Here is a 23,610-nt window from a genome sequence, read left to right as displayed (position 1 = left end):
ATGGTCAACTTAAAAATAGAGGAGACGGTTACTGCTATGGCAGAAAATCCCACACCGGCAAACATTTCCGACGAGATTACCTTAACCCTGCTTCACCCAACTCAAGGAACCCCCATCAAGAGTTGGGCATTTAAAAATATATCGCTGATTCGCATAGGTCGGGCTCCCGATAACGAGCTAGTGCTGGAAAGCCCTGTCGTCTCGCGCCACCATGCAGAATTGCAATTTACCGGCTCCTACTGGGAGGTGTCCAGCCTGGGGACAAACGGCACATTTGTAGACAACAAGCCGGTGACAAAAGAGCGCGTTGCGGATGGGGCGGTGGTTCGTCTCGCCTTCTCCGGACCCCAGCTGGAATGCCGGATCTGCGCCGAACCCTTGCCTGGAACGGAGTGCACAACGGTAGAAGCGCCGAGAACCCTGCCGGATATCAGCATAGACCGCCAAAAAAAAGAGCGCGAAGTCGCCGAAGTGATCTCTTCCGATTACTTCCACAGGTTGCAAGAAAAGGCGGAAAAACTCAGGAATGAAAAGAAATCAGAGGAATAAATATCACCTGTCATGATTTCCGGAATTAAACTCGGGTATCTCTCGTGTGAGGCGTTTCGCGACTCACACGAGTTCCATCCAAGAAAAGCAAAAGCCGCTCTCGTGCGCTATCCTCTCTCCCACAAGCCAAGACTGGGCCATGAACCCCAAGAATTGCCGGTGTGCCAAAACCGGCTATAATTTCTATCCGCACCCGACTGGGATAACACTGCTGGCTCATTGATGTGGGGTTTCAATCATGAACCGACAAGACGCCATAGACGCGCAAGCGGCTAGCGCTAAGAGCGCACGGCCTTGCGGCCTACCCGCAGGGTAGGACGCCAAGGAGGAAGGAGAAATATCTGGTGGGATGGAAAAATTAATGGTGGGCAATTGACCGGATCTGCTTATACTAGGCATCACCCAAAGGATGTCCGCATTTTTTATATACATAAAATACATTCCCCAACAGGGGGTGTGCGCTACTCTCGGGGAAAACCGCTATAATAATTTAATCTCAGGATGAGGGGCAAAACGCAACTGCAAGCAAAACAAACAACTCGCACCACGCCCTTTACACCGGCCTTCCTCCCACTCCTGACAGCAGCTGCCCTCGCCTGTGCCGGCACAGCCCTGAGTGGCCTTTCCTGCGCCGGTGCCCTGCCGCCAACCCCAGGCACGCAGCTCACCGCGCGGCGCATGCCGGTGCCCCAACTGGTAGAAGAGGGAGAAAAGCTGGCTGAGCGCGGCCAAATCAAGGGAGCCCTCGCCGCTTTCGCCGAAGCCCAGACCCTGAGCTCCCTGGTGGACATTCCTGCCGGCTCATGGAACACCCTCTGCTGGTTCGGAAGCCTGTGGGGCTATGCCGCAGAAGTCCTGCACGCCTGTGACTTGGCTGTGGCCAAAGCCCCTGACGTTGAAGATTTTCGCGACAGCCGGGGTGTGGCCAGAGCGCTCACCGGCAATCGGGACGGCGCAATAGCAGATTTTCAGGCATTTGTCAGCGCCACAAAGGATGAATTCCGAAAATTGCAGCGGCTTGCCTGGATTAACGCCCTGCGCCGGGGCGAGAATCCCTTCACCCCCGAACAGCTCAAGCAGATGTTCAGGGAGTGAGGGATGCCGGGATTTGGGGATTGGGGGATTGAGCGGCAGCAGGGTGCAGGCATCAATAACCCGGTTTTTTTCAGAAACCGGGTTTCTCAGCAGAGCTGCAGCCGGCACTGCTGAACGTTATGCAGTACAATCAATGCTGCAGGGCCTACGACATGGCCTGAGCCATATAGTCAAAGTAAGGGGCAGCCTCAGCGGCGTCATCATCGCTGAGCAGTGCCAGGGAAGCCTCCTTCAAACAGCGGATGGCTTCCGCCATGCCGGGCAAAGGGACGCCCAGAGAGTTGTACATCTCCCGCGCCCCAATCAGACCAATAGTTTCAATGGGTTCTTTGTCACCGGCAAGCACGCCATAGGTTGCCAGACGCAAGTACCAGCCGTAGTCCCGCAAGCATTGCGCCCGCTGCCGCTGGCCATAGGCATTGCCGCCCGGCTGAATAAAGTCAGGGCGTTTCTGCCACAGCCTTTTGCTCGCTTCTTCCACAATTTTTTTCTCATTTTCAGCCAGGGTGCCGGCAATGCGCACCCGCTGCTCGCCGGTCTTAAAGAAATCTGCCACGCCCTTTAGCTCACCGCTGCTGGGATATCGCAGCTCGTCGTCTGCTTTGAGAATTACTTGGCTAACTACGCTCATGGTTACCGTCACGCTCTTTTAAAGAACATTAAGTAGTTTAACGATTCTGAGCGACACAAAGAAAGGGAGGTGGTGGGGAATGAGCCTGGGAAAATGGGGGCCGGGATTTGGGGATTTGAACATTAAGAATTATGAATCCCCCAATCCCCCAATCCCCCAATCCCGGCTCCTCGCTCCTGGCCATCACTCCTCCGGACTATCAATTGGCAATGGACAATGGAAAAAGGACAGCAGATCGTGGAAAATCGCTGGCAGCAGGGCCAGCTGGTTGAGGTGGCCATCACAGATTTAAGTGACACCGGCCTGGGTGTGGGCCGGTTTGAGGGGCGTGCCGTGTTTGTGCCGGATACGGTTCCGGGCGACCGGCTGATTGCCCGACTGGTACAAGTCAAACCGCAGTACGCCCAAGGCAAAGCGCAGCAGCTGCTAGAACCCTCCCCTCACCGCATCCGCCCCAGCTGCATTGTGGCGGACAAGTGCGGCGGGTGTCAGTGGCAGCATGTGGGCTACCCCTACCAGCTGGAAGCTAAGCGCAATCAGGTTATCCAAGCGCTGCAGCGGATTGGGGGATTCGAGTCACCGCCGGTGCTGCCGGTGCTGTCCACCGGCTCGCCCTTCGGCTATCGCAACAAAGCTACCTATCCCCTGGGTGCCTCACCGGCAGGCGCTGTGCGAGCCGGCTACTACCAAAAAGGCAGCCACCAGCTGGTGAACCTCAACCAGTGTCCCGTACAGGACAGCCGGTTGAATCCCCTGCTGGCAGAAGTCAAGCAAGACATCCAGCAGCTTGGCTGGAAAATCTATGACGAACACCGGCACGGGGGAGAAGTGCGCCACCTCTCCCTGCGCATCGGTCGCCGCACCGGCGAGATCCTGCTAACCTTAGCAGTCAGGACCGGAAAACTGCCCGGAATCGAAGCTGCCGCCGGGGAGTGGCTGAAGCGCTACCCCCAGCTTGCCGGTGTCTGCCTCAACATCAACCCAGCCAAAGGGAATGCTATTTTTGGGGAACAAACCCGCTGCCTTGCCGGTCGCCCCTACCTGCGCGAGGAGTTTGCCGGTTTGCAGTTCCAGCTGCGGGCGGACACATTTTTCCAAGTAAATACAGAGGCAGCCGAAGCCCTGCTGGGGGTAATTATAGAACAGCTCAACTTGCAAGGCAGCGAAGAATTGCTCGATGCCTACTGCGGCATTGGCACCTTTACCCTGCCCCTGGCCAAACGGGTGCGGCAAGCCACCGGCCTAGAAGTGCAGCCGGCAGCGGTTGAGCAAGCCAAACTCAACGCGCAGCTCAATAACTTGACAAACGTCACATTTCATGCAGGGGAGGTGGAGAAATTGCTGCCGCACTTAGGCGTCACGCCGGATATTGCCCTCATCGATCCGCCGCGCAAAGGTTGCGAAAAAGCCGTCTTGCAAACCCTGCTGCAAATCCAACCCAGTCGCATCGTCTGCATTAGCTGCAAACCGGCAACCCTCGCCCGCGACTTAAAAATTCTCTGTCAAGACGGCACCTACCGGCTCACCCTCGTTCAGCCGGCAGATTTCTTCCCCCAAACCTCCCACGTCGAGTGCGCCGCCTTCCTCATGCGCTGAACAAGAATTCGCCGGAGCGCATCTCACTGTTTCACTCTTCTTGGCGCTCAGGCGCGTCTTTGCGGTTCCTTATAAATACCATTATAAGCTCAACAGAGCGAGGAGAAACAGCGATTCATGGCACGCCAAAACAGCCGGCATTCTAGCCAAAAAGGCAATAGTTCCGATAGCGAGAGCTCTCAGATAAATGTAGAGCTTGAAGCTGGGCTAGCAGCGCTGAAGAGGGGCGACTGGGCATCGGCAATCGGCTATCTGGAATATGTCTGCGACTTAGAACTGCACCAACCCACACTCTACAAGGCGCAGATTAATTTAGCGCTCGCCTACATCCGCAATGGCGAAATCCTGAAAGCCAAGCCGCTCTGTCAAAACCTTGCGGAAAGCAAGAATGTCAAAGTTAAGGAGTGGGCGACTGGCACCCTAGCCGATTTAGCTGAGCGCTATCCTGACCTTTTTCCGGAGGCGCAGGAGGGCAAGGAATTGGTGTATTATGGCAAGCAAGTCGCCAAAGAGTATAACACATTTTTCAAAAATATCTTTGATTTAGTTTCGCCTATTTTCAGTGCCATTGGTGAGATTCCCGCAGTTAAGAAATTTGCCCAGCGCACGGGAGCTGAGATAGACAAGCGCTATCCCAACAGAGCCGCTCACGCGCAGAAGGCCAAACAAATGGCCGGTGAGGCAAGCGCATTTTTGTGGGAGAAAGCTAGATTGCTTTGGCAGAATATGACACAAATTATCGAGAGATTGTGGCCGAAAGTAACGGGGTTGCTGGAGCAAAAGAAGCCCCCGAAAATAACGCAATAAAAGCGATCAATGCCTCAACAGCGCCACCAACAGGTGGGATTATGAACCGGCAAAAATATAGAGCGTTGGTCATATTAGTCAGGTACTGAGAAACCCGGTTTCTTAAAGAAACCGGTTTTCTTATGCACTTGGGGATATTGGGCCCTGCATCTTGCCGGTTACTGCGAGATAGTGCGGCATTTTATATTGCAGTTTTATTGTTTTTTGCTGGCGGGAGACAGCCAGCAGCCGCGCTGTCATCTATCTGTCCCCCGGCATGGCGAAGCGTTTTGACCGGCGGTCGAGATTAGGGCCGGACTGCAACTTCTATCACCTTAATTGCATATTGCGCTCCAGCCGCATAACAGGGCAGGGAGAGCAGTCCGGCACCCAAAGCGATGGCCAGAGCATCTGGATTGAAACACAGCCACAGCCCCGCTACAGGAATGGCTAAGCTGACCGCCGAAACCGCTGCCATCACTGCCCGGTCGCGACGGCTTGCCCCGCAATTTGCAAGAAATGCGAGGAGCAAAACAACAATCAGCGCTGCCAGCAGCGCCAGAATATTGGACGCGAGCGCAAAAATAAATAACATGCCTGTTTGTTCCCCGTGTCGCTCTACCTTCATTGTAGGCATGCGACTTCAGCCATAATTGGGCATTGCGGCGGGAGTGGGGCACTGGGCACTGCTGAAAATCTGCCCCATGCCCTATGCCCCACGCCCCATACCCAATGGGCCATGCCCAATGCCCCATTTCCAATGCCCCATTCCCAATGCCCCATTCCCAATGCCCCATGCCCCATGCTCAATGCCCCATGCTCAATGCCCCATGCTCAATGCCCCATCCCCCATCCCCAATTACCGAGTAGAACTCTCTGGATAAATTTAGGGGGGTTTTCTCCACCGGCATTCTGGCGGCTGGTTTGCCAGTATTGAGATGTAAGTGGAGGGTTACCTGATGAGCTTCTCAATCCAATCGGTTTACAACTGGTATCGCAACACCCTGCGCAATCCCAAGTATCGCTGGTGGGTTATTCTCGGTACGCTGGCCTATTTGCTCAGCCCCTTTGACATTGCCCCAGACTTCCTGCCGGCAGTCGGGCAAATTGACGATATTGCCATTGTGACGCTGCTGGTGGCGGAACTCTCCCAGATGGGCATCGAATACTTCAAAGCGCGCCAGGGTAACAGTTCTGAGGTGGCTGCCGGTGCCGTGAGTGATGGCTACAATCCAGCTGACCAGACCGTTGAGGTCAAAGCATCTTCTGTTAAATAGCCGCCCAACAGACTTCAAAGCCGGCAAGACGCCCAAGCCGGTTCAACGAGAAACCCGTTTTCCCAGGAGAAGACGGGTTTCTTTGCTGGATGCCGGTGGGGCTACCGGCTGCGCTGCGCCGGCTTGTCTTCCCCACCCCACTGGTGTGGGGGGCAGCGCACCCAACTGGGAGAATCCAGAAAATTTTAAAAAAAAGCCTTGACATATCGCCGCCTTTGAGATATTGTCCTGAGAGTGGAAATAAAAGAAAATCCCAATCAACTGGACACCGGCAATATTGTGCGGTCAAAACCGCAATGCCGGCAGGCAGTGCAATGGTGGGTCGGAAGTATTGTGGCGCTGGGGCAGGGGCAAGGGGCGACGGGGCAATGAAGTTTAGCGAAGTGGTACAAAAACTGGAAAGTGCAGCCTGTGGCACTAGCCTCACATTTAACATCGCGGCAGATCCAGAAATTACTGGCTGCTCGCCGGTGGATGAGGCTCCGGCAGGCACTCTCAGCTATATAGAAGGTGGGAAATTTGCGGCTTATCTGGCTGTGACGGGTGCCAGCGCTCTGATTCTGCCCAACAATGAGCAATTGCAGGCGCAAGCAACCGGGCGCTCGATGGCCTGGATTGCCGCTTCGGAGCCGCGATTGCTGTTTGCCCGCGCTATCGCCCTGTTTTACCAGCCGTTCCGACCGGCACCGGAAATCCACCCCACAGCGGTGATTCACCCGACAGCACAGATTGGCAAAAATGTCTATATCGGCCCGCATGCGGCGATCGGTGCTGGGGTGAGGATTGGCGACAGTGCCTGCATTCACCCGAATGTGACAATTTACCCCGATGCCGAAATTGGCGAGGGCACCGTTTTGCACGCCAACTGCACCATTCACGAACGCACCCGCACCGGTGCCGGTTGCGTGATTCACAGCGGCGCAGTGATTGGTGCGGAGGGGTTTGGCTTTGTGCCCACCAAGGCGGGGTGGTTGAAAATGGAGCAATCAGGGTGCGCGGTGCTCGAAGATGGCGTCGAAGTGGGCAGCAACAGCACGATTGACCGGCCCGCTGTTGGGGAAACCCGGATTGGGCGCAACACAAAACTTGACAATTTGGTGCATATCGGTCACGGCTGCCAAATTGGCAGTAACTGCGCATTTGCCGGTCAGGTGGGGCTTGCCGGTGGGGTGAAAATTGGCAATAATGTAATTCTCGCCGGCCAGGTGGGGATTGCCAACCAGGCCAAAATTGGAGATGGCGCTATCGCCTCAGCGAAAGCCGGCATTCACAGCGATGTGCCGCCCGGAGAAATTGTCTCTGGCACCCCCGCCCTGCCGCACAAACAATTTTTGAAAGTCTCCGCCGCCTACAGTCGCCTCGGTGAAATCTATCAGTCTCTCAAACAACTCCAGCGCCGGTTCAAAAACGAGCCCCCCGATTCCTGAGGCAGCACACAGCCATATCAGGCTCAACCGCAACCGCTACAGGGAACTTAACACTCACCTGCCGGTTTTAGCTGCGGATGGTGGCTTTTTGACTTGGGCGAGACTGGGGCGCGCCCAAGTCGGCGGCGAGTGAGAAAATTTTACAAGCCCAGCGCCACAGCTGCTGGCAGATCCGGGAATTCATCTGTGCCGCCTGTGGCGATTCGCCCCGTGCAAAAATTGCGGTGCGCAGTGCGCCCAACCTCCTTTTTTACCACAGTTGGAGCGGGAGTGGGGCGCAGGAAATGCCTTATCCAGCAACCTTTGCCGACAAATGATAACTTTTGCTTATAGCGCTTTTGATATTAGTGAGGTGCCCAGAAACCCGGTTTCTTCAAGCAACTGGGTTTCTGGGGCGTCCTCGCTGCAGCGGAGAGCCGCGATATCGCCAGAATTCCGGGAGAGCCGGCACAGCCCCAGACCGGCAGATAAAAGGCACCCCACCTGGGAGGTCTGTTTGGCTGGCAGGCCGGGATATAAGCAGAGGTTATTAGAGGGGGAAGAAGCGCCACTTCACCCTAGGCTTTTGGCGCGCTGCGCGATTGGGAAAACTTCTTATAACGCCACAAAAATTTAAGGATATCTTCTTAAGAACGGCGAAGACAGGCGTGATATTCTATCTAATAGCCTAAAGAACTAAGGGAATTTTGCAAGATGCCTGAAACTGCCACCGCCCCACTTACGGGGAAAGCGCTGCTTCAAAAGGTAAAAGAGCTCTCCAGCTTGCCCCGGAGAGAAACCGCAAAGCGCTGCGGGTACTACACGGTCGCAAAAAATAGTCAAGTCCGCGTCAATCTCACAGATTTCTATGACGCCTTGCTGGCGGCGAGGGGGATTCCCCTCAGCCCAGAATCGTCCAAAGACGGTCGGGGTCGAGAAGCGACCTATCGGGTGACTGTCCACAAGAACGGTCAAATTGTCATCGGTTCAACCTACACGGAAGCGATGGGATTAAAGCCTGGCGATGAATTTGAAATTAAGCTGGGCTACAAGCACATCCACCTGATCTACTTGGGAAGCACCAAAAACCTCACCCGTAAAGGTGGGCTAGACGAGGCTGAGGAATTCGAGGAGGAAGAGGATCTGATGGACGAGGATGAGCGGATGGAGGATTAGCCACCTGTTAGGCGGGGTGAGGTTTATGAGCGCCTGTTTCCTGCTGGCATTGCTCACCCGCACCCCTAACCCCACAGCTTCCCGCCGCACCGGCACCCGCGCAATCTCACTCAATCCTCTGTGATGCTGATGGCATACTTCCAGCCCGCTACCAGTCTCGAATGGCTGGCGCAGGCACCCGCTTTTGTTAAGGCGATTGCTTTTTTCCTCACCTGGGCGGCTTTGTGGCTGCCGGTTGCCATTCCCCTCGCTCTCGCTCTCAAGTGGCAGCCCCTCAAGCCCCTGCCGGCGGGTCAAAAGCTGGCTTTCCTGGCTTCCCTTTACCCGATCTCCCCGTTGCTGGTATGGGGTTTCGCCCGCACCCAAAACCTGCCCCTCTCCCATTACGGCTTAGCTTGGCACCCGGATCTGTTCCTTTCCCTGGCGGGGGGCACCGGCTTGGCGATTCTCAGCTTGGCCGTTATGTTTGGCCTGTTTTTGCGTCTGGGCTGGATAAACCGGCTGCAGGCAACTCCCAACACTCCGCTGGCGTCTGTCTTGCTGTTAACCGCGCTGATAGCGCTGCCGGTTGCCGGCACCGAAGAGTTGGTCTTTCGCGGCTTCCTGCTTTCCGAGCTCGGGCAGGATTGCCCGGTCCTGCTGGCGGCGGCCATTTCCAGCTTAATTTTTGCCCTCCTCCACTTGATTTGGGATGTGCGAGACACCCTGCCCCAACTGCCCGGTCTCTGGCTGATGGGGATGGTGCTGGTGCTGGCGCGCGCCATCGATGGCGGCAGCCTGGGTTTAGCCATAGGGCTTCACGCCGGCTGGATTTGGGGCATCGCTAGCCTTGATACTGCCGGTGCGATTGCCTATACCGGCACCGCCCCAGAATGGCTGACCGGTGTGGGGGGCAAACCCCTTGCCGGTGCTGCCGGCACTCTGCTGTTGCTCGCCACCGGCGCTTTGCTGTGGGGTTTGCGGTTTCTTTCGCTCCCTGCCTGAGCTGGGTATGAGGGGCCACCGGCTTTTCGAGACTCCCCAACGCAACCCCCCCGCTCGCTGTTCTTGCCCGGAAAACTATTTCCCCGTTTACGGTTAAATGATTTTCAAAAAAGTCCGAATTTAGACCTGTTTTGTAGGTATGCTTTCTTCCGGATATTAGAAAATTTGCTTCTCACCGGCCCGTGGCCCTTGCGGGGGCTGCCGGTGATGCCGATTTGGACAAGAGGCTGTGGGGGGGTGGAGTTGAGTTATGAAAATTATTTGTTGGATAAACCGCCAAGAAGCAGAGAGCGCAAAGGAAAGAGAGGGAAAATTTTACAGTTTATTTTGATTCCTTTGTCACGGTGAGCAGGGTGACGGGATTGAGGGGGGAAAAGCGGGTGAGGGAACCGACCGGCACGGAACGGGACAGCTGCACTTGCAGGAGCCGGTAGGTCCAGCCGCCCTCCCGCCGCGCCCGCTCGCCGGCCCAGATGAGGGCGTCGTTGAGGTTTTCGACGGTCGCTAATGCCAGTACGATTGTCCCGCCGGGGCTGAGCAAGCCGCCGCAAACGCCCAAAATTTGGCGCAACTGCCCGCCGGTGCCGCCAATCACAATCCGGTCGGGTGGCGGCAAGCGATATAAAATCTCTGGCGCAGTGCCATAAATAGAGATGACGTTAGTGACTTGCAGGCGCTGGCAGTTCTTCTCTATCAACATAGTGCCGGCAGCTGTTTTCTCAATGGCATAAACCCTAGAACTGGGGCACAGGCGGGCAATTTCAATGGAAACCGAACCCGTGCCGGCTCCCACATCCCAAATAGTTAGGCCCGGTGCCAGCCCCAGCTCTCCCAGGAGCAGCGTCCGGATTTCCCGCTTGGTCATCAGTCCGGGCCGGTCGCTAAAACTGAGAAATGTCCGGTCGGGCAATCCCAGGAGGGGCAGCCTTGACAAATCTATCTTTTTATGATATAATTCCTCGATCCGTCGCAGGAGAACGACGACATTGAGAGGTTGAAAGGTCTGCTGTTCGAGTGTGGGGAGATCCTCGGCGTCGAGTGCCGGCCAAGACTGAACCCGCTCGTCCGCGCCGCCGAGATTCTCACAAACCCAGAGGTCATAGGTGTAGGGCAAATCCAGGGACAGCAGCAGGCGGGCGATAGCAGCCGGCGTGTGATTGCTATCGGTGAGTGCGGCAAGTTTGTCTGCACCAGAGCGCAGGGCGTCGAGCAACTCGCCGGCAGAGCGCCCGTGAGCGCTGATGGTGCGGGCGTCGTGCCAGGGAACCTTGAGCCGGTTGAACGCCAGCTGCACAGAACTCAGGTGGGGGTGAAACGTCAGCTGCTCTGGGGGCAGTGCGGCGAGCAGCAGGCGTCCAAAGCCAAAAAATAGGGGGTCGCCGGAGACTAAAATCACAGTGCTGCCGCCGGCGGCGAGGGCATTGCGAATGGCGGCGATAGCTTCTGTCAAATCTCCTAAAACCTGGCGCTGGGCTGGATGATCTGGGAAATAGCCGAGATGGCGATCGCTCCCCACCAGCAGGGTGGCGCTCCCCACCAGCTCCAGCACCGGCACAGGCAGCCCCTGTGCCCCATCTAAGCCAATTCCAACAACGTGTGCGGTCATTCAATAAGTGTTAATTTTTAGTTTTTAAGTTTTATAGCAGTATGCACTTAGGTTAGGACATTAGATAGAGAGGCCCGGCGAGACGCCTGCCCTACGTCTTTTTCCCCAGGTCACTGACGTCCTAACCAATATGACTGCTGCTATAACCCTCTTTTGTCAAACAAGGGTGAAAGCCGGATCTGTCGTTGCCTGAAATAGCGCAAATTCGTCAAATTGCCCCAAAATGACAAAAGAGGGATAATTTTTAATCTTTATCACTGCCCTCCCACGCCAAGACTATTAAAGCATTAAGGATGGCAGCAGCGACCGGCGAGCCGCCTTTGCGCCCTTCTACGCGAATTTGGGGGACTGGAAGCTGTGCCAGGGCGGCTTTGGACTCAAGGACGGAGACGAAACCGACGGGTGCGCCAACGATCAGGGGGGGGATTTTGGCCGTCCCAGATGCCGGTCCGGCGGGTGCGGAAAGCTCGGAGCACAGAGCCAGCAGGGCGGTGGGGGCGTTGCCGACGGCAAAAATGGCGTCTGGCCACTGTTGCAGGCATTGGAGCATGCCGGTTTCGCTGCGGGTTTTGCCGGGGGGGGCGACCGGCACCTGTTCGACCGCAGAGATCAGGGGGTTGGCAAAGGTCTGGCGGACTAAAGTGGCTGCGCCCTGTTTGACCATTGAGACATCTGTGACAATCGGCACACGCCGGCGCAGAGCTGCCACAGCTGTTTCAATGGCTCCTGGACTGAAGCGAATCAGCTGTTTGAAGTCAAAATCAGCTGTGCTGTGGATGACCCGCCGGACAATGGCGTACTCAGCCGGGGTAAAATTGTGGCTGCCGATTTCTCGGTCGATGATGGCAAAGCTCTGCTCCGTGATGGGATGGTTGGGCATGGGTCAGGGGTCAGGGGTTAGGGGTGAGGAGTGAGGGGTTAGGGCTGAGGGGTGAGGTGTTAGGGATTGGGCTTGAGCCGGTCAGGGATAATTGACCCAATGCCCCATGCCCCATGCCCCATGCCCGACACACCATACCCCATCCCCGGTGGGTTAGGGACGCCACTCCCTCAAATTTAGGGATATCCGAAAGAATGGTTTTTACAAATATCCGAGTTTAGACCGGTTTTGTATATATGCTTTCTTCCGGAAGTAAGAAATATCTTCCCTTGGGAGACAAAATAGATTTGGCAGCTGGGTGAGCCCATGCCAATGCCCCATGCCCCATGCCCCATGCCCCATGCTCCATGCTCCATGCTCCATGCTCCATGCCCCATGCCCCATGCCCAATACGCGCTCCGATCAGAATTGCACAGCCGGCCAGTCTGGTTCGCGGCAGTAGCGGGTCATGTCGTCAAATTTGCGCAGTTCGGCGCGCTGAACCCAGAGTTCTTGGGGTTCAAAGTCGATCCATTTCTGAGTCAAGTCGAAGAAGGTGGTGGCCAGTTCGCTGCGGTCTGAGTTGGGGGGGATGTCGCCAAAATAGCCGAGGGTGATGTGCCCGCTGAAATGGTACTGCTGCTCGATGCCCAAACCGATGAGGTCGGGATTTTGATAGATGGCTCGGCGCAATTGCACGATTTGCTCGTAGGAGTGTTCGTCTTTGGGAATGAGACAGACGCCGGCGGCGCGGGTTCTGAGCATCAGTCCCAGCAACTGCCAGCGCACTGGGGAGCTGGCTTCAGGGGGTGGGCTGCAGTGGCTGAAGCTGGTGGCGATTTGCTCGATCAGCTGCTGGTTAAATTCGGGATTTTCGCTGGTGGCGTGCCGGTAGGAACCGTCCCAAATTAAGTCCGCCAAGGTGAAATGAAAGCTTTCTGGGGGCACCGGCACGAACATGCCGGCAGGAAGCTGCTCTAGAAGCTGCTGCTGGCACTCCTGCAATTTTTTGTAGAAGGAAGTGTTTTGGGCGTCTTCCTCCCACGGGGGGGTAATGACCGTAAAGCCAGGAAAGGGCATTGGGCGTCTCCCACCGGCAGGATCTGGCTTGTATTTGGGAGACTCCTGGATGTGCTGGACTCCGGACTGATAGGTTGCCGGCAGGACTGTCCGCGCCACTCGATTTAAATAGACTTGATATGTATCGTCCAATCTCGCTCGCCTCGCATTTCTGGTGTGGGGGCTGTGGGCACCAACCATTTTAGATTTTAGACTGTAGATTTTAGATTGGAGAAAATTCCAAAATCCTAGCCTCTCTAATCTGTGTATTGGTTTACCTAATATTTAACTTATGCCAATTTACCTCTACTGGGGGGAAGATGACTTTGCGATGGCCAAAGCTGTGACTGAGCTGCGGGAGAAAGTGCTGGACAAGAGTTGGGCCAGTTTTAATTTTGACAAAATTCCCCCTGAACAAGCGGATGGGGCGATCTTTGCCCTCAATCAGGCGATGACGCCGCCGTTTGGTGCCGGGGGGCGTCTGGTTTGGCTGGCGGACACGACGCTGTGCCAGCACTGCTCTGCTGAGCTGCTGGCTGAGCTGGAGCGGACTCTGCCGGCTGTCCCGGAGCGGGCGACGCTGCTGCTGACGGCGAGCGGAAAGCCTGATGGGCGTCTGAAGTCGGTGAAGCTGCTGCAAAAGTGGGCGACTGTGAGGGAATTTTCTCTGATTCCGGCTTGGAAAACGGATGAGCTTGCTGCTAGGGTGAGAGAGGCTGCCGGTGAGAGGGGGGTGAGGCTGACTCCTGGGGCGGTGGAGCTGCTGGCGGAATCGGTGGGGAATGACACGCGGCAACTTTTTGCTGAGCTCGACAAGTTGCGGCTGTATGCCGGTGAGGGGAAGACGCCGTTGGATGAGGCGGCGGTGGGGCGGCTGGTGACGGCGACTGCGCAAAACAGCTTTCAGCTGGCGGCGGCGATCCGAGAGGGGAATACGGCTGCGGCGCTGGAGCTGGTGGCAGATTTGCTGAATCGCAACGAGCCGGCGCTGCGGATTGTGGCGGTGCTGACTGGGCAGTTTCGCACTTGGCTGTGGGTGAAGCTGATGGCTGTTGCGGGAGAGCGCGATGAGCAGATTATAGCACAAGCTGCGGAAGTTGGCAACCCCAAGCGGATTTACCACCTGCGCAAAGAGGTGAGTTCGGTGAGTTTGGACCGGCTGCAGAAAGCGCTGCCGGTGCTGCTGGAGTTGGAAGTCAGCCTGAAGCGGGGTGCCCAGGACCTATCAGCCCTGCAAATCATGGTGATAGAGCTCTGCCACATTATGTCATAAAGATTTAACAGGAGCCGCCTTCTCCAGCATGCGGCCCGCCCGACATGAAAAAAAGAATATTTTAGATTGGGAAAAACTCTGAAAACGCTTTCTGTGTGAGGGGTTTGAGAAAAGCGCTCACACTCAAATTTGCGGTTGGATTCTGTAGCAAAAGGCGGTAGTCTGGAGAGAGAGCGTTTTCTGCCCTGCTTTTTAGTGTTTTGGGTGGGTTTTGCTAACTGTGGCAGAGCCTTGGGAGCTCTGGCGGTACGCGCATTCGGGGTGCGGGCCCTCCCTAGTGCCGGTCCAAACGTTCCTGGCTCAAAGGAATTGAAAGGCTGGAACTTATGTCTGGGAAAAAAGTTCAGAAGTCTTGAACCCTTTAGTATTTAGTTTATTGTGGCACAATGATGAATCGTTTTCGTTACGGCTGTCGAATTGACCTGAAGGGGGTACTGTCACAATCCCTGATTGTCGGTGCTCTCTCTGCAGTGGGCTTGCTTTCCGGACTGGTTCCCGGTTTGTCTGGACGGCTGCCGGTGTTTGTCACCGGCGATATCGCCCGCGCTCAAACGATAACTGATGCGGAGGTTGTGAACTACGCTCGCGCTGTGCTGGCGATTGAGCCAAAGCGTCAGGCGGCTTACCAGGAGATTCAGAGCAAAAGCGGCTCTGCTTCTATTCCCCCTATTGTTTGCAGCGATTCCACAAGTATCAACAAGCTTCCCGGCTCTGTCCGGAACATTGCGGTTATTTTTTGTAACCAGTCTAAGGCTATTGTAGAGAATAACGGTCTAAATATAGCCCGATTTAACGAAATTACGGCGCTCCAGCAAAGTGATTCGGCTTTGCAAAAGCGGATTCAAGATGAGCTGCTCCGCCAGCAAAAAAATGGCAGCTCTCGATAAGGAAGTGGCAGAGTCGAAAGCATGGGGGTAGTCCTCGACAGATAAGGAGGGGGATGGGGCGAGGGGGAGAGGATATTATTTATTGTAGCACCCCACACAAAAACCCACCACCTTTAGCATCTGCCCGGTTGGGTTGAGAGGGTGAGGCGATGGCTCTATTTGCCAGCTCGGCAACCCCGAATCTAATCTGCCGCCCGAGGTTTAATTTGCACAGCACAGCCGCGATGTCAAGGGGCACCCCCTTTTATATTTTTAGAACGGCTCTCTCAAATGAACACCGGCACATGAGGGGAGTTGAGAAAAATTAATGTATAATAAGGCTGGATGTTGAAACGCCACATCTTAAGAGTGCCGTGAGAACAGATTCTATATTCTACGTTTTGTTTGAGACTCTCCAAGCGCGCTTTCTTTGAACTGCTGGGGGAGAGCGCAGCAGCGGCTGAGGGCTACAAGTTTACTGCCGAGGAAATTAAGGAGACGGCTTTCCGGATTGATGGCAAGTTTTTCGCCGGCTGAAGACGCTCCCGACAAACCGATTTACTTTGTTGAGGTGCAGTTTCAGCCAAAAGAGGATTTTTACGCGCGCTTTTTTGGCGAAAGCTTTCTTTACCTCTATCGGAAGCCATCGGCGCGAGATTGGCGTGCGGTGGCGATTTTTGCCCGACGGGGGATAGATCCGGGGGTGCCGGTGCAGTATCAGGAGTTGTTTGCCCGCCGGCGAGTCAGGCGGGTGTGCCTGGATGAGTTAGGGGAAACGGCAGACCGCTCGGTGGGTGCGGGGATGATACAATTGATAGTTGAGTCCTCGGAAACTGCCGGTGAGCGGGCGAGGGGTTTAATCCAGCAAGCGCAGCAGACTCTGACTGAGGAAGCGCTCTCAGCGGAAAGTTCTGGAATTGATTGAGACGATATTGGTTTACAAGTTTACCAACTTAAGTCGCCAGGAGATAGAAGCTATGTTTGGGTTGAGTGATTTAAAGCAGACGCGAGTCTATCAAGAAGCTAAGGAAGAAGGCAAGCTGGAAGGCAAGGCAGAAGGCAAGGCAGAAGGTAAGCTGGAATCTGTGCCCGGATTGCTGGCGCTGGGTTTAAGTGTGGAACAGATTGCCGGTGCCTTGGGGTTGGATATTGAGATGGTTCGGCAGGCTGCTTCGGGGCAGAAAGCTGGGAAGACTCCTGAAGGGGAAGGTTAGATTTAGGGCGCTCGCTCTTTTATTTCTGTAGAGGAGTTAGGGGCGAGCGCTTTTCCATTTGTCTGGGGGAGTTTTCACTAATTTTTGGGGAAAGTTGATCGCCGGCAAATCTCAGGCGCAGTTGAGCCAAATCTTTGTAGAGACGCGATATTTGGCGTTCGCACATCACCTAAATGTCTCCGGCAGCGGAGTAAGGCGACAGCTTGGGCTTTGCGCAATATAAAGAGGTCTGCTTCATGTCGCAGTTGCATTAACTCTAATCGTTCTGCATCAGTGAGTTTGCGGCTAGAGTTGCTGTCAAGCAAGATATTATATCGCTCCATGTCGGCGGATGTGTTTTTGCTTTTGGCAATTTGCCAGAGGGGAGTGTCATCTAGTTTGTCCAAACCGGCAATATCCACCTGAAATTCTGCCGGCACATCATCATAAGCCGGTGGGCTGCCTATTTGTAAGGCGTGGGAGATGATTTCTTCGAGGGGGCGCTGAGTCGCGCCGGCAGTGTTGACTGAGCGCTGGTAGAGGATTTCTGGGATTTTCAGGGTGACAGTTTCAAGTTGCATATCCACTCCCTGCATGCGTGCCTCTATTTTAGCATGGAGTGACGGTTCTGGGGTGGTGCAGGGGTGCCGGTGGGGCAATGGGGATGCCGGTGCAAATTCAACACTTCTGCACTCAATCTAGCCTAGTCAATAGCTTCACCTGTATTTAAGTGATTGCTCTTTTGCACTAGCGAAATTCCGCAGGATTGACGCTGGGAACTTGAGCCGGGTCGCTGACATTTCCAAGGGGTTGGTTAACTCGGCGCAAAATTCCTGTCCGGCTGTCCAATTCAAACACCTGCCACACATTTCCTTGCTGACCTGTAGGGACAAAAATTGGGTCGCCAAACGGTTTTCCAACACCTTGTACAGAAGGGTTGTTGGGGTCGAAGTTGGGAACAGCGGTGCCAGCTTGATACACTTGTACTGCTGCCCCAGAATTAGACAGCCCTGTAGGGCCAGCTGCGCTGCCGGTTGGGGTTCCAGTGCCATTTTGCAGGCTGCTGAAGTTGTTGACATAGAAGCGATATACGCCCGGTTGGAGTCTGAGGGGTGTATTGATACGGGTTTGTTCTGGACCGGTGCGGGCTTGTTCTGGACGGGTAAGGCCAATATCTGGATCGGGAATTGTATCCCGATAGAGTAAGGCATTTGGTGTTTCGTTAAGATTGCCTCGCGCATCCCAGTAAACGTGGAAGCGTACTGGACTATTCGCATCGGCACTTGCCGGTCCAGTGAGGTGAGAATCTAAGTCAAGCTTTGTATTTTGATTCCAGGTCAAAACGATATCAACCGGCGGCTGGAGAATTACGCCATCGGTGTAGTGCGACTTTTCTTGCAAGTTAGGAATACGCGCCTCATCCCTATTACGTTGCTGACCGTAAACTGAATCCTGAGCCGGGGAGCGACCGATGAAGCAAGCCGCACTGCCAATATGGGAGGAGCCATACATAGTAATGCAACTGTTAAAGTTTTGCAGGGGAGCATTTTGCAACCAAGTTCTAGAATCACGAGTGGGTTGCAGCTGATTTTCCCTTTGAGTGGCAGCTAACTGTAAGTCAGCTTTTAGAGCGATAGAAGTAGCAGGAGGTTTAGCGTTATAAGCTGCCACGGTATCACGCAGGCGAACCCCTATATTAGTCAGTTTATTAAAACTATTTACTGCCCCTGATACGGCAGCTGCTAGCTTGCCTACAACCCCAAATTTAGCAATATAATTTTCTAGGGCGTCGGAAAGCTTATCTTTGACAGTATCTTGAAGACCTTCAGCACTTTTTTTGTCCAAGTATTGAGAGAGCTGCCTTGCTAAATTTATAAAGCCTTGACTTTGAAATTTTTCTTCCAGCGATCTGTCTGACGCCAATACTTGAAGTGCCTCATCTTTTAAAATATTGGAACCCGTTTTGAATTCCATATCTTTTACAAAATCCAACAATACTTCCTTTCCATTCGGTGAATGAGATTGATTGCCATCCTTCAGATAGTCCGCAATTTGCAGCACTGCAACTGTCACATTGTAAAACAATACCCGCTCACCACCTAATGTTATTTTTGCCCGATCTCCTGGCCGGAGAGTGAATTCAATTTCTGAACTTGCTGCCCTGTTTCTTATATCTAAGATATTGCGTGTTAGAAGGTAGGGTAATTCACTGAACGCACGCTCACCGCTTTCTAAAAAGCTCTCTGGAGCTTTGCTCCCTTCTATGGGTTGAGAAGCAAATCCTACTAAGGTGTTCTTTTTATCATAAATTTCTACAAGTCCATCTATACCAGAGCGATTGTACACCTTCATCTTGACGGTCACAGAGCCATCTTCATTTTGGTTTTCCTGATAATCTTCTATCAGTAAACTATCTTTTGTGAGGTAAATATACTTTGGCTCCTGTTTGTTCCCAAGGAAGCCTGAAATCGTATCTATGGCATTGAGAGGGACTTGGTAAAGAGAGAGATTCCCCTCTACATCCACGGTGAGAGGTTCTTCAGCTTTCACCTGAGTGGTAAAGATTGCGGCTCCCAGTACAGCCGCCACATACGGCAAAATTTTTTTCATGGTTTTGGCGAGTTAAAAATTATAATTCAGGATCGCGTAAATACTATATCCCTCGTAGGATATATCTCTCAGAGTGCGCGGATTGGCCTCATCGTTCAGGCTAAAAAGCTTGGCCTGGATAAAAAGCCGGCTTCGGGGTGAAAAAGCATATTCGTAACCGGCACCCACACTCACCTTGCTCCTATCACCGACAAACAGGTCGTTGATTCTATCATAGCTGTTAGCATTAACTTTTAGCAAGTCACCTAACAGGTGAATGGTGTGCCTCCGCTCCTTGTCGAGGGCCATGCTCCAGTCAACGCCAAGGAACAGCGCATTGCCATTGCTATTGGCAGATTCTTCTTCCAGATTCCCGCTAAAGAAGTTGAGAACATCATCATTTCCTTGAGTGTAGTAGCGCCCGCTAAGTTGGATTGTATGTCCCTCAAAGGGCGCGACCACAAGGGTTGCGTTGGCATCCAGGCGCTGTCCCTTCCTATAGTAGTCTTTCCCATCCCGCTGGGTGACGCCAGAGTTTGTGTAAATCAAACCGCCAATGAACAGCCAGTTCCTCTCGGCGTGCTGGTACTGCAAAGTCCCAACCAGTTCGTCACCCGGATTGATTTCATCATTGACGACATCCCCATTCGGGTCAAACTCTCCGCGAAAGATATAACTCACACCGGCACCTACAACATCTTTCTCCCCAAAAGCATGCGACACACTGATACCGGGAGCGATATTGAAGCCTTCCCCAAAGCGGGTTTGCTGCACCAGCGCCCCATCCATGATAGCATTTTTTTCATTTCCAGTCAGCGTTGCCTTGCCGGTGGGAAGGTTCAAATCCACAGTGAGTCGGATAGGCCAGGATAGCTCCTTAAAAGTATAAGCCAAACTCACCGAAGTATCGCTCAACGTTCCCACCTGACCCCGGCGCGACCCGACCTTGACCCCATCCAGGGTAATCACCCCATTCAACTGGGAATCGATATAGGCGATGCGAGCACCAAAATCAAAGTTACCAGAGGTATAAGTCAGCGTTAGGGGGGTGACGCTTTGAGATCCATTATTTCCCAGATCGTCATTCCAGTTGTAGTAATATTGCTCGACGTTAATCGACAGTTTGTCCTTGAACAACCTGTCATAAAACGACAGTGAAGCCGGTTCCCTCGGCTGATCCACATCCGGTGGGGGCTCAGGATTTGGTGTCACCGGCGGTGTCGGCGGCGCAGTTATATCTGGAGTTGCAGGCGCAGCCGGTTGTTGGGCGTAAGTCCCACCGGCATCTGCTGGGTTATCGGAAGCCGCCGCCGCCAATCGCTGCCAAAATTCCTTGTTGTTCAGAAGAATCGGACTGCCGGCTTTTTTAGGCGCAACGGGTTTCAAAAGCTGAGCAGCATCGGAAGTTTCTGAAACACCAGCAGCTGGCATAGCAGTGGGACTTCCCACCCGCTCAACACTTTGAACAACTCGCGTATCATCTGTTTCTGGAATTGGAAGCGCAGAGGCTGGATAGCTGAAAAAACTCGGCCACACCAGCAAAGAAGTGATTATCCAAGCACCACAGGAATAGTGACTTGCTGAGCTCTTTACCTTCGCCACCTTCGCCGGTGCGAAAATCTCTCGATTCTCTATAGCAGTCGATTCTGGAAGCACTCTCCTCACACCTCTGATTCTGGTTTTTCTGTCAAACTTGGTTCGCTGCAGCCCGGATGCCTTTCGACTGTGCAAAGCAGCCCAATATCGTGTTTTGCCGCGCCGGCGCTTACACGATTATCTGAACCTCTACTCGATTATCTTAAGACAGCGGGATTCTCTTGTGCAGCCTTCTTAACAAATATTATAGGATTTTCGTATACCCTACACGATTGCCTGATATGGCCCTCTCCCTCGGCAAGCCCCTCAAGGCTGTCCGCGAGTCCGTGGGCTTGACCCAAGAACAGGTCATGGAGCACGGGTCGATCCACTCCGACATCACCATGAGCCAGCAGACGCTCTCCCAACACTCCCCAAACTGCCCTCCCATCCCTCCTTAAACACAATTATCTTCAGTCAATCCGATTCTCTTATAAAACTGCGACATTTACCGTTTGTTTACAAAAATTATTGTTTTCTAAGTAAATCCTCAGGGTTATCACACAAAACAAAACATTTTCCCCCAGCCGGCATCTGAAAACCACCGGCTACCTATGTAATTACACTGATAGGCCCTCATCGCTACGGCGCAAGATACCGCACTCCTAACGATTCTCAGCCAGCCGGCACCCCAATTCCGGCTCTCATGGACATGCAATACAGATGGGGAGAGCGGGGTGTTGGGCCCCTCAAGGGGTTGCCGGCGGGACAGCGGGCCACAGCCCTGGGAAAAATCCCTCTATATATAGAAGGGCAAATCCAAACTAGACATCGAACTGGAATGGCCAACACCGACCGCAGCCCCCCGCTGCAGCACCACCCACCGGCACCCCCACGATGCCGGTCTGCCGTCAACCCTGGGCGCAGCCCCAGCGGGATCACTAGCTGCAACCCCCAGAACTGATTCATAATGTTTTCCAGGAGACTAGCAGCGTAGGGAAGGTAGCAGTGGAACACAAACAAGAGGATATCGGCTTGCTGGAAAAAGCAGAGCGTCGGAAAGCGGCGACTTTCCCCCGACCGGCTGCGGGTGGCAGAAGAGTTCCTGGCTTATCTAGAGGAAAGAGAGGAAAACGAAGCCACAGAGGAACTCTTGAGCATCCCTGGTTTTGAGGAAGACTTCCGCGAAGCTGTACAGCAGGCGGATGCAGGGGAAGTCGTCTCGTTTGAGAGTATCCGCCGCGATGTATGAACTGGTGCTGACTCGCAAAGCGCAGAGGTTTTATCAAGAGGCAGACCCATCTTTAGCTCGCCGGTTGAACCGCTGCTTTGAGCAACTGCGCCAGAATCCTTGCGAACATCCCAACCTCTAACAGAATTGCCGGCACCTAGGAGTGCCGGCAAGCCGGTGCAGGTCTTCTACTGCGACTGATATGGCCAGTAAGCCGCACCCAAATCGACAACTTCCCGTCCAGTTCACCCAGCCCTACCTCACACATCCTCAGGCATAATCACCGCAATCATTTCATTCCTATTCTTCCGGTAGATTCTAAAATCACTGTCCAGAGTGAACAGCAGACTTCCCGAATACAGCTCAGCCATTCTAACCAGACAGGCATCAGCCAAAGACATCGGCACCGACTGGTAACGGGTGAGCAGCTCTGCAATAGACGCAGATTCTTCACTCAGGCGAAACGGGATCTGGATTACTCCAGTATTGACTAAAGAGATAACGGCTTGTTTGCCGGCGTAAACATTTCGCAACAGAAAACAAGCCTCTGTTATCACTGCCTCACAAGTGAGCAGGGGCGGCGCAATGTTAGCCCACTCCCCTGTTACCCAGGAATGAAATCGATCTCGGCGATCGAGAAGAGCCACCAACGGGCCCGCATCTAACAGTACCCGCTGTCTCATTCCGCTTTATGTCCTTTCAGTTCCCTTTTTTTAATAGACAGATCGCCCGGGCCTTCCAGACAGCCAACCAAATTGCCGGCGAGAGTTAGAGCAGACACCGGCTCCCCATCAACTCTTAGCAACTCCTGCTTTAGCGTCTTGCTTTGCAAAAACTCCACAAATTCCAGCACCACATGCTGTTTTTCCGGCGGCAAGGTTTTCAACTTTTCCACAATTGTTTGGGTAATTTCCACAGTTTGACTCATGAGTCTTTTCTCCAGCGAGATTACTTCAACTTTAGCTTTAGTCTAGCGATTAATAGAGTATATGGGAGTTTTCACATTCAGGAGTGCGGTTCGCAAGCATCGCCCCTGGGGCTAGGGGTAGGCCCTTCTGCCCTTACAAGACCCCCTGGCCCCTGGCCCCGACAAGACCCCCTGCGCCACGACCCGACACCGGCAGGCAGCCAAGGGGTGCCAGCCCCACAGCCCCCCAACCGCAAGGCCATCGCATCGCTTAACCCCTCCCTAACACATCCCTGTCCATTTCTCCGCAGCCGGGCAAGCCGGCACCCTGTCCACACGCTGTCCTTGCTCTTGCCGGCTTTACACGATTATCAAAAGTCAATTCAATTTTTTTAAGTTTGCCCTCAAATCTAGACTTTTCTCCGCTTGTACATCAGATTTAAGTAAATACATGATTAATCGATAACAGACATGGCATTTTCCCTCGGTCAGCGTCTGCGCACCACTCGCGAACTGCTTGGCTTAACTCAGGAGCAAGTCATCAAACAGCTAAAAACCAACTACGGAGTCAACCTGAGCCAGCAAGCACTGTCATGTATCGAGAACGGAAAGCGCAAATTAGACGCAGAGAGAGAGCTGCCGGCGCTGGCAGCCGCCTACGGCAAGCCCATCCATTACTTTTATGATTCCTGGGAGATGCCACCGGCACCCCCCACCCCACCCGTCCCCAAAGCCAGCTCTGCCGCTACTGCTGACTTTCAAACTCTCACCCAGCGCGACAAACTCCACCTCGCCGCAGAACTCATTCAAAGTCTCTTGCCCGAAACCTAGCCCCACGGGGGCGCAACCGGCACCCGCCGGCCTTTTCTTACGCTATTATCCTAAATTCACAATTTTATCGGATAGCGACTGCCACAGTCAGAAAATAAGATTTTATTGTAACTCACAAGAT

28 protein-coding genes and 1 pseudogene are annotated in these 23,610 nt (G+C 53.9%); 17 read left to right on the top strand and 12 right to left on the bottom strand.

Translation table 11 applies throughout. From position 1 onward, the window contains the following. Positions 1–549: an FHA domain-containing protein gene (locus OSC10802_RS41945; protein ID WP_052334330.1), complete on the top strand. Its 549-nt coding sequence runs from the start codon at positions 1–3 to the stop codon at positions 547–549. A gap of 25 nt (positions 550–574) precedes the next feature. On the opposite strand, the gene OSC10802_RS51205 is transcribed toward OSC10802_RS41945, so the two are convergent. Continuing rightward, on the bottom strand, positions 575–769 hold the full coding sequence (locus tag OSC10802_RS51205) for a hypothetical protein (RefSeq protein ID WP_155968429.1): 195 nt from the start codon (positions 767–769) through the stop codon (positions 575–577). A 281-nt stretch (positions 770–1,050) separates the two neighbouring features. Between OSC10802_RS51205 and OSC10802_RS0126755 the strand changes: the two genes are divergently transcribed. Next, the gene (locus tag OSC10802_RS0126755; RefSeq protein WP_017719850.1) at positions 1,051–1,644 is read left to right on the top strand and encodes a tetratricopeptide repeat protein; all 594 of its coding nucleotides are present in this window, start codon (positions 1,051–1,053) and stop codon (positions 1,642–1,644) included. A 145-nt stretch (positions 1,645–1,789) separates the two neighbouring features. Here the strand turns inward: OSC10802_RS0126755 and apcD are convergent, their stop codons facing one another. Further along, complete coding sequence (gene apcD / locus OSC10802_RS0126745) at positions 1,790–2,275, bottom strand: allophycocyanin subunit alpha-B (protein ID WP_017719848.1); 486 nt, start codon at positions 2,273–2,275, stop codon at positions 1,790–1,792. A 216-nt stretch (positions 2,276–2,491) separates the two neighbouring features. On the opposite strand from apcD, the gene rlmD reads away from it, so the two are divergent. Further along, positions 2,492–3,871, top strand: coding sequence for a 23S rRNA (uracil(1939)-C(5))-methyltransferase RlmD (gene rlmD, locus OSC10802_RS0126740; protein WP_017719847.1), 1,380 nt, complete (start codon positions 2,492–2,494; stop codon positions 3,869–3,871). Positions 3,872–3,988: 117 nt separating this feature from the next. After that, positions 3,989–4,678 (top strand): hypothetical protein, encoded by a 690-nt coding sequence (locus tag OSC10802_RS0126735; protein WP_017719846.1) that lies wholly within the window; start codon positions 3,989–3,991, stop codon positions 4,676–4,678. A gap of 286 nt (positions 4,679–4,964) precedes the next feature. Here the strand turns inward: OSC10802_RS0126735 and OSC10802_RS51200 are convergent, their stop codons facing one another. Further along, the gene (locus OSC10802_RS51200) at positions 4,965–5,252 is read right to left on the bottom strand and encodes a hypothetical protein (protein WP_017719844.1); all 288 of its coding nucleotides are present in this window, start codon (positions 5,250–5,252) and stop codon (positions 4,965–4,967) included. 364 nt (positions 5,253–5,616) lie between these two features. On the opposite strand from OSC10802_RS51200, the gene OSC10802_RS0126720 reads away from it, so the two are divergent. Beyond that, complete coding sequence (locus OSC10802_RS0126720) at positions 5,617–5,934, top strand: YkvA family protein (protein ID WP_017719843.1); 318 nt, start codon at positions 5,617–5,619, stop codon at positions 5,932–5,934. On the opposite strand, the gene OSC10802_RS51195 is transcribed toward OSC10802_RS0126720, so the two are convergent. After that, entirely contained in the window at positions 5,927–6,139 is a 213-nt protein-coding gene (locus OSC10802_RS51195; RefSeq protein ID WP_155968425.1) for a hypothetical protein, read from the bottom strand. The two genes, OSC10802_RS0126720 and OSC10802_RS51195, sit on opposite strands and share 8 nt — an antisense overlap. Positions 6,140–6,168: 29 nt before the next feature. Here OSC10802_RS51195 and OSC10802_RS51190 point away from each other — a divergent pair, with 29 nt between their 5' ends. The 4 genes from OSC10802_RS51190 (at position 6,169) to OSC10802_RS0126685 (ending at position 9,500) form a co-directional block, all read left to right on the top strand. After that, positions 6,169–6,306 carry a hypothetical protein gene (locus OSC10802_RS51190; RefSeq protein ID WP_017719842.1) on the top strand — a complete coding sequence of 46 codons (138 nt, stop codon included), beginning with the start codon at positions 6,169–6,171 and terminating at the stop codon, positions 6,304–6,306. Then, positions 6,303–7,361: a UDP-3-O-(3-hydroxymyristoyl)glucosamine N-acyltransferase gene (lpxD, locus tag OSC10802_RS0126710; protein ID WP_017719841.1), complete on the top strand. Its 1,059-nt coding sequence runs from the start codon at positions 6,303–6,305 to the stop codon at positions 7,359–7,361. Before OSC10802_RS51190 ends, lpxD begins: the two co-directional genes overlap by 4 nt. 693 nt (positions 7,362–8,054) lie before the next feature. Beyond that, the gene (locus OSC10802_RS0126695; RefSeq protein ID WP_017719838.1) at positions 8,055–8,516 is read left to right on the top strand and encodes an AbrB/MazE/SpoVT family DNA-binding domain-containing protein; all 462 of its coding nucleotides are present in this window, start codon (positions 8,055–8,057) and stop codon (positions 8,514–8,516) included. A gap of 123 nt (positions 8,517–8,639) precedes the next feature. Further along, positions 8,640–9,500, top strand: a complete 861-nt coding sequence (locus tag OSC10802_RS0126685) for a CPBP family intramembrane glutamic endopeptidase (protein ID WP_017719837.1) — start codon at positions 8,640–8,642, stop codon at positions 9,498–9,500. Between the two features lie 322 nt (positions 9,501–9,822). Here the strand turns inward: OSC10802_RS0126685 and cbiE are convergent, their stop codons facing one another. The 3 genes from cbiE to OSC10802_RS0126670 form a co-directional block, all read right to left on the bottom strand. Then, entirely contained in the window at positions 9,823–11,106 is a 1,284-nt protein-coding gene (gene cbiE, locus OSC10802_RS0126680) for a precorrin-6y C5,15-methyltransferase (decarboxylating) subunit CbiE (protein WP_017719836.1), read from the bottom strand. A gap of 244 nt (positions 11,107–11,350) precedes the next feature. Next, positions 11,351–11,986 (bottom strand): cobalt-precorrin-8X methylmutase, encoded by a 636-nt coding sequence (locus tag OSC10802_RS0126675; RefSeq protein ID WP_017719835.1) that lies wholly within the window; start codon positions 11,984–11,986, stop codon positions 11,351–11,353. Positions 11,987–12,388: 402 nt separating this feature from the next. Further along, a complete protein-coding gene (locus OSC10802_RS0126670; protein WP_026098843.1) occupies positions 12,389–13,177 on the bottom strand; it encodes a DUF1868 domain-containing protein in 789 nt (262 codons plus the stop codon). Between the two features lie 139 nt (positions 13,178–13,316). Here OSC10802_RS0126670 and holA point away from each other — a divergent pair, with 139 nt between their 5' ends. The 4 genes and pseudogenes from holA (at position 13,317) to OSC10802_RS54880 (ending at position 16,377) form a co-directional block, all read left to right on the top strand. Next, positions 13,317–14,297, top strand: coding sequence for a DNA polymerase III subunit delta (gene holA, locus OSC10802_RS0126665; RefSeq protein WP_017719833.1), 981 nt, complete (start codon positions 13,317–13,319; stop codon positions 14,295–14,297). Positions 14,298–14,683: 386 nt separating this feature from the next. Further along, positions 14,684–15,184, top strand: a complete 501-nt coding sequence (locus tag OSC10802_RS0126660; RefSeq protein ID WP_232731760.1) for a DUF4168 domain-containing protein — start codon at positions 14,684–14,686, stop codon at positions 15,182–15,184. A gap of 384 nt (positions 15,185–15,568) precedes the next feature. Further along, positions 15,569–16,088: pseudogene (locus OSC10802_RS54885) on the top strand (Rpn family recombination-promoting nuclease/putative transposase). Further along, entirely contained in the window at positions 16,081–16,377 is a 297-nt protein-coding gene (locus OSC10802_RS54880) for an Rpn family recombination-promoting nuclease/putative transposase (protein WP_017719828.1), read from the top strand. Before OSC10802_RS54885 ends, OSC10802_RS54880 begins: the two are co-directional and overlap by 8 nt. A 77-nt stretch (positions 16,378–16,454) precedes the next feature. On the opposite strand, the gene OSC10802_RS41935 is transcribed toward OSC10802_RS54880, so the two are convergent. The 3 genes from OSC10802_RS41935 to OSC10802_RS0126640 form a co-directional block, all read right to left on the bottom strand. Further along, positions 16,455–16,937 (bottom strand): hypothetical protein, encoded by a 483-nt coding sequence (locus OSC10802_RS41935; protein WP_198525200.1) that lies wholly within the window; start codon positions 16,935–16,937, stop codon positions 16,455–16,457. A gap of 166 nt (positions 16,938–17,103) precedes the next feature. After that, complete coding sequence (locus OSC10802_RS0126645) at positions 17,104–18,966, bottom strand: hypothetical protein (RefSeq protein ID WP_017719826.1); 1,863 nt, start codon at positions 18,964–18,966, stop codon at positions 17,104–17,106. Between the two features lie 12 nt (positions 18,967–18,978). Next, on the bottom strand, positions 18,979–20,376 hold the full coding sequence (locus OSC10802_RS0126640) for a transporter family protein (RefSeq protein WP_198525199.1): 1,398 nt from the start codon (positions 20,374–20,376) through the stop codon (positions 18,979–18,981). Between the two features lie 446 nt (positions 20,377–20,822). Here OSC10802_RS0126640 and OSC10802_RS51175 point away from each other — a divergent pair, with 446 nt between their 5' ends. The 3 genes from OSC10802_RS51175 to OSC10802_RS55885 all read left to right on the top strand — a co-directional run bounded on the left by OSC10802_RS51175 (position 20,823) and on the right by OSC10802_RS55885 (position 21,893). Next, positions 20,823–20,981, top strand: a complete 159-nt coding sequence (locus OSC10802_RS51175) for a hypothetical protein (protein WP_155968421.1) — start codon at positions 20,823–20,825, stop codon at positions 20,979–20,981. A gap of 629 nt (positions 20,982–21,610) precedes the next feature. After that, the gene (locus OSC10802_RS0126630) at positions 21,611–21,772 is read left to right on the top strand and encodes a hypothetical protein (RefSeq protein ID WP_017719823.1); all 162 of its coding nucleotides are present in this window, start codon (positions 21,611–21,613) and stop codon (positions 21,770–21,772) included. Beyond that, a complete protein-coding gene (locus OSC10802_RS55885; RefSeq protein ID WP_017719822.1) occupies positions 21,765–21,893 on the top strand; it encodes a type II toxin-antitoxin system RelE family toxin in 129 nt (42 codons plus the stop codon). The genes OSC10802_RS0126630 and OSC10802_RS55885 overlap by 8 nt, the downstream gene beginning before the upstream one ends. A gap of 118 nt (positions 21,894–22,011) precedes the next feature. On the opposite strand, the gene OSC10802_RS0126620 is transcribed toward OSC10802_RS55885, so the two are convergent. Both OSC10802_RS0126620 and OSC10802_RS0126615 read right to left on the bottom strand, forming a co-directional pair. Then, complete coding sequence (locus tag OSC10802_RS0126620; protein WP_017719821.1) at positions 22,012–22,434, bottom strand: type II toxin-antitoxin system VapC family toxin; 423 nt, start codon at positions 22,432–22,434, stop codon at positions 22,012–22,014. Beyond that, a complete protein-coding gene (locus tag OSC10802_RS0126615) occupies positions 22,431–22,679 on the bottom strand; it encodes a DUF2281 domain-containing protein (RefSeq protein ID WP_017719820.1) in 249 nt (82 codons plus the stop codon). Before OSC10802_RS0126615 ends, OSC10802_RS0126620 begins: the two co-directional genes overlap by 4 nt. 450 nt (positions 22,680–23,129) lie before the next feature. On the opposite strand from OSC10802_RS0126615, the gene OSC10802_RS0126610 reads away from it, so the two are divergent. Beyond that, positions 23,130–23,489, top strand: coding sequence for a helix-turn-helix domain-containing protein (locus tag OSC10802_RS0126610; protein WP_017719819.1), 360 nt, complete (start codon positions 23,130–23,132; stop codon positions 23,487–23,489). Positions 23,490–23,610 lie beyond the last annotated feature (121 nt).

Source organism: Kamptonema formosum PCC 10802 (assembly GCF_000332335.1).
Taxonomy (GTDB): domain Bacteria; phylum Cyanobacteriota; class Cyanobacteriia; order Cyanobacteriales; family Oscillatoriaceae; genus Oscillatoria.
This window is presented reverse-complemented; position numbering and strand designations above follow the sequence as displayed.

Excerpts from the sequence above, each read along its gene's own strand:
- OSC10802_RS0126755 (WP_017719850.1), top strand. The coding sequence starts at position 1,051 with ATGAGGGGCAAAACGCAACTGCAAGCAAAACAAACAACTCGCACCACG.
- OSC10802_RS0126620 (WP_017719821.1), bottom strand. The coding sequence starts at position 22,434 with ATGAGACAGCGGGTACTGTTAGATGCGGGCCCGTTGGTGGCTCTTCTC.
- OSC10802_RS51195 (WP_155968425.1), bottom strand. The coding sequence starts at position 6,139 with ATGTCAAGGCTTTTTTTTAAAATTTTCTGGATTCTCCCAGTTGGGTGC.
- OSC10802_RS51175 (WP_155968421.1), top strand. The coding sequence starts at position 20,823 with ATGGCCCTCTCCCTCGGCAAGCCCCTCAAGGCTGTCCGCGAGTCCGTG.
- OSC10802_RS0126685 (WP_017719837.1), top strand. The coding sequence starts at position 8,640 with ATGCTGATGGCATACTTCCAGCCCGCTACCAGTCTCGAATGGCTGGCG.
- apcD (WP_017719848.1), bottom strand. The coding sequence starts at position 2,275 with ATGAGCGTAGTTAGCCAAGTAATTCTCAAAGCAGACGACGAGCTGCGA.
- lpxD (WP_017719841.1), top strand. The coding sequence starts at position 6,303 with ATGAAGTTTAGCGAAGTGGTACAAAAACTGGAAAGTGCAGCCTGTGGC.
- OSC10802_RS0126720 (WP_017719843.1), top strand. The coding sequence starts at position 5,617 with ATGAGCTTCTCAATCCAATCGGTTTACAACTGGTATCGCAACACCCTG.
- OSC10802_RS41945 (WP_052334330.1), top strand. The coding sequence starts at position 1 with ATGGTCAACTTAAAAATAGAGGAGACGGTTACTGCTATGGCAGAAAAT.
- OSC10802_RS0126675 (WP_017719835.1), bottom strand. The coding sequence starts at position 11,986 with ATGCCCAACCATCCCATCACGGAGCAGAGCTTTGCCATCATCGACCGA.
- OSC10802_RS0126640 (WP_198525199.1), bottom strand. The coding sequence starts at position 20,376 with ATGCCAGCTGCTGGTGTTTCAGAAACTTCCGATGCTGCTCAGCTTTTG.
- OSC10802_RS51200 (WP_017719844.1), bottom strand. The coding sequence starts at position 5,252 with ATGTTATTTATTTTTGCGCTCGCGTCCAATATTCTGGCGCTGCTGGCA.
- OSC10802_RS0126660 (WP_232731760.1), top strand. The coding sequence starts at position 14,684 with ATGATGAATCGTTTTCGTTACGGCTGTCGAATTGACCTGAAGGGGGTA.
- rlmD (WP_017719847.1), top strand. The coding sequence starts at position 2,492 with ATGGAAAAAGGACAGCAGATCGTGGAAAATCGCTGGCAGCAGGGCCAG.
- holA (WP_017719833.1), top strand. The coding sequence starts at position 13,317 with ATGCCAATTTACCTCTACTGGGGGGAAGATGACTTTGCGATGGCCAAA.
- cbiE (WP_017719836.1), bottom strand. The coding sequence starts at position 11,106 with ATGACCGCACACGTTGTTGGAATTGGCTTAGATGGGGCACAGGGGCTG.
- OSC10802_RS0126645 (WP_017719826.1), bottom strand. The coding sequence starts at position 18,966 with ATGAAAAAAATTTTGCCGTATGTGGCGGCTGTACTGGGAGCCGCAATC.
- OSC10802_RS0126610 (WP_017719819.1), top strand. The coding sequence starts at position 23,130 with ATGGCATTTTCCCTCGGTCAGCGTCTGCGCACCACTCGCGAACTGCTT.
- OSC10802_RS41935 (WP_198525200.1), bottom strand. The coding sequence starts at position 16,937 with ATGCAACTTGAAACTGTCACCCTGAAAATCCCAGAAATCCTCTACCAG.
- OSC10802_RS0126735 (WP_017719846.1), top strand. The coding sequence starts at position 3,989 with ATGGCACGCCAAAACAGCCGGCATTCTAGCCAAAAAGGCAATAGTTCC.
- OSC10802_RS0126615 (WP_017719820.1), bottom strand. The coding sequence starts at position 22,679 with ATGAGTCAAACTGTGGAAATTACCCAAACAATTGTGGAAAAGTTGAAA.
- OSC10802_RS55885 (WP_017719822.1), top strand. The coding sequence starts at position 21,765 with ATGTATGAACTGGTGCTGACTCGCAAAGCGCAGAGGTTTTATCAAGAG.
- OSC10802_RS51205 (WP_155968429.1), bottom strand. The coding sequence starts at position 769 with ATGAGCCAGCAGTGTTATCCCAGTCGGGTGCGGATAGAAATTATAGCC.
- OSC10802_RS0126695 (WP_017719838.1), top strand. The coding sequence starts at position 8,055 with ATGCCTGAAACTGCCACCGCCCCACTTACGGGGAAAGCGCTGCTTCAA.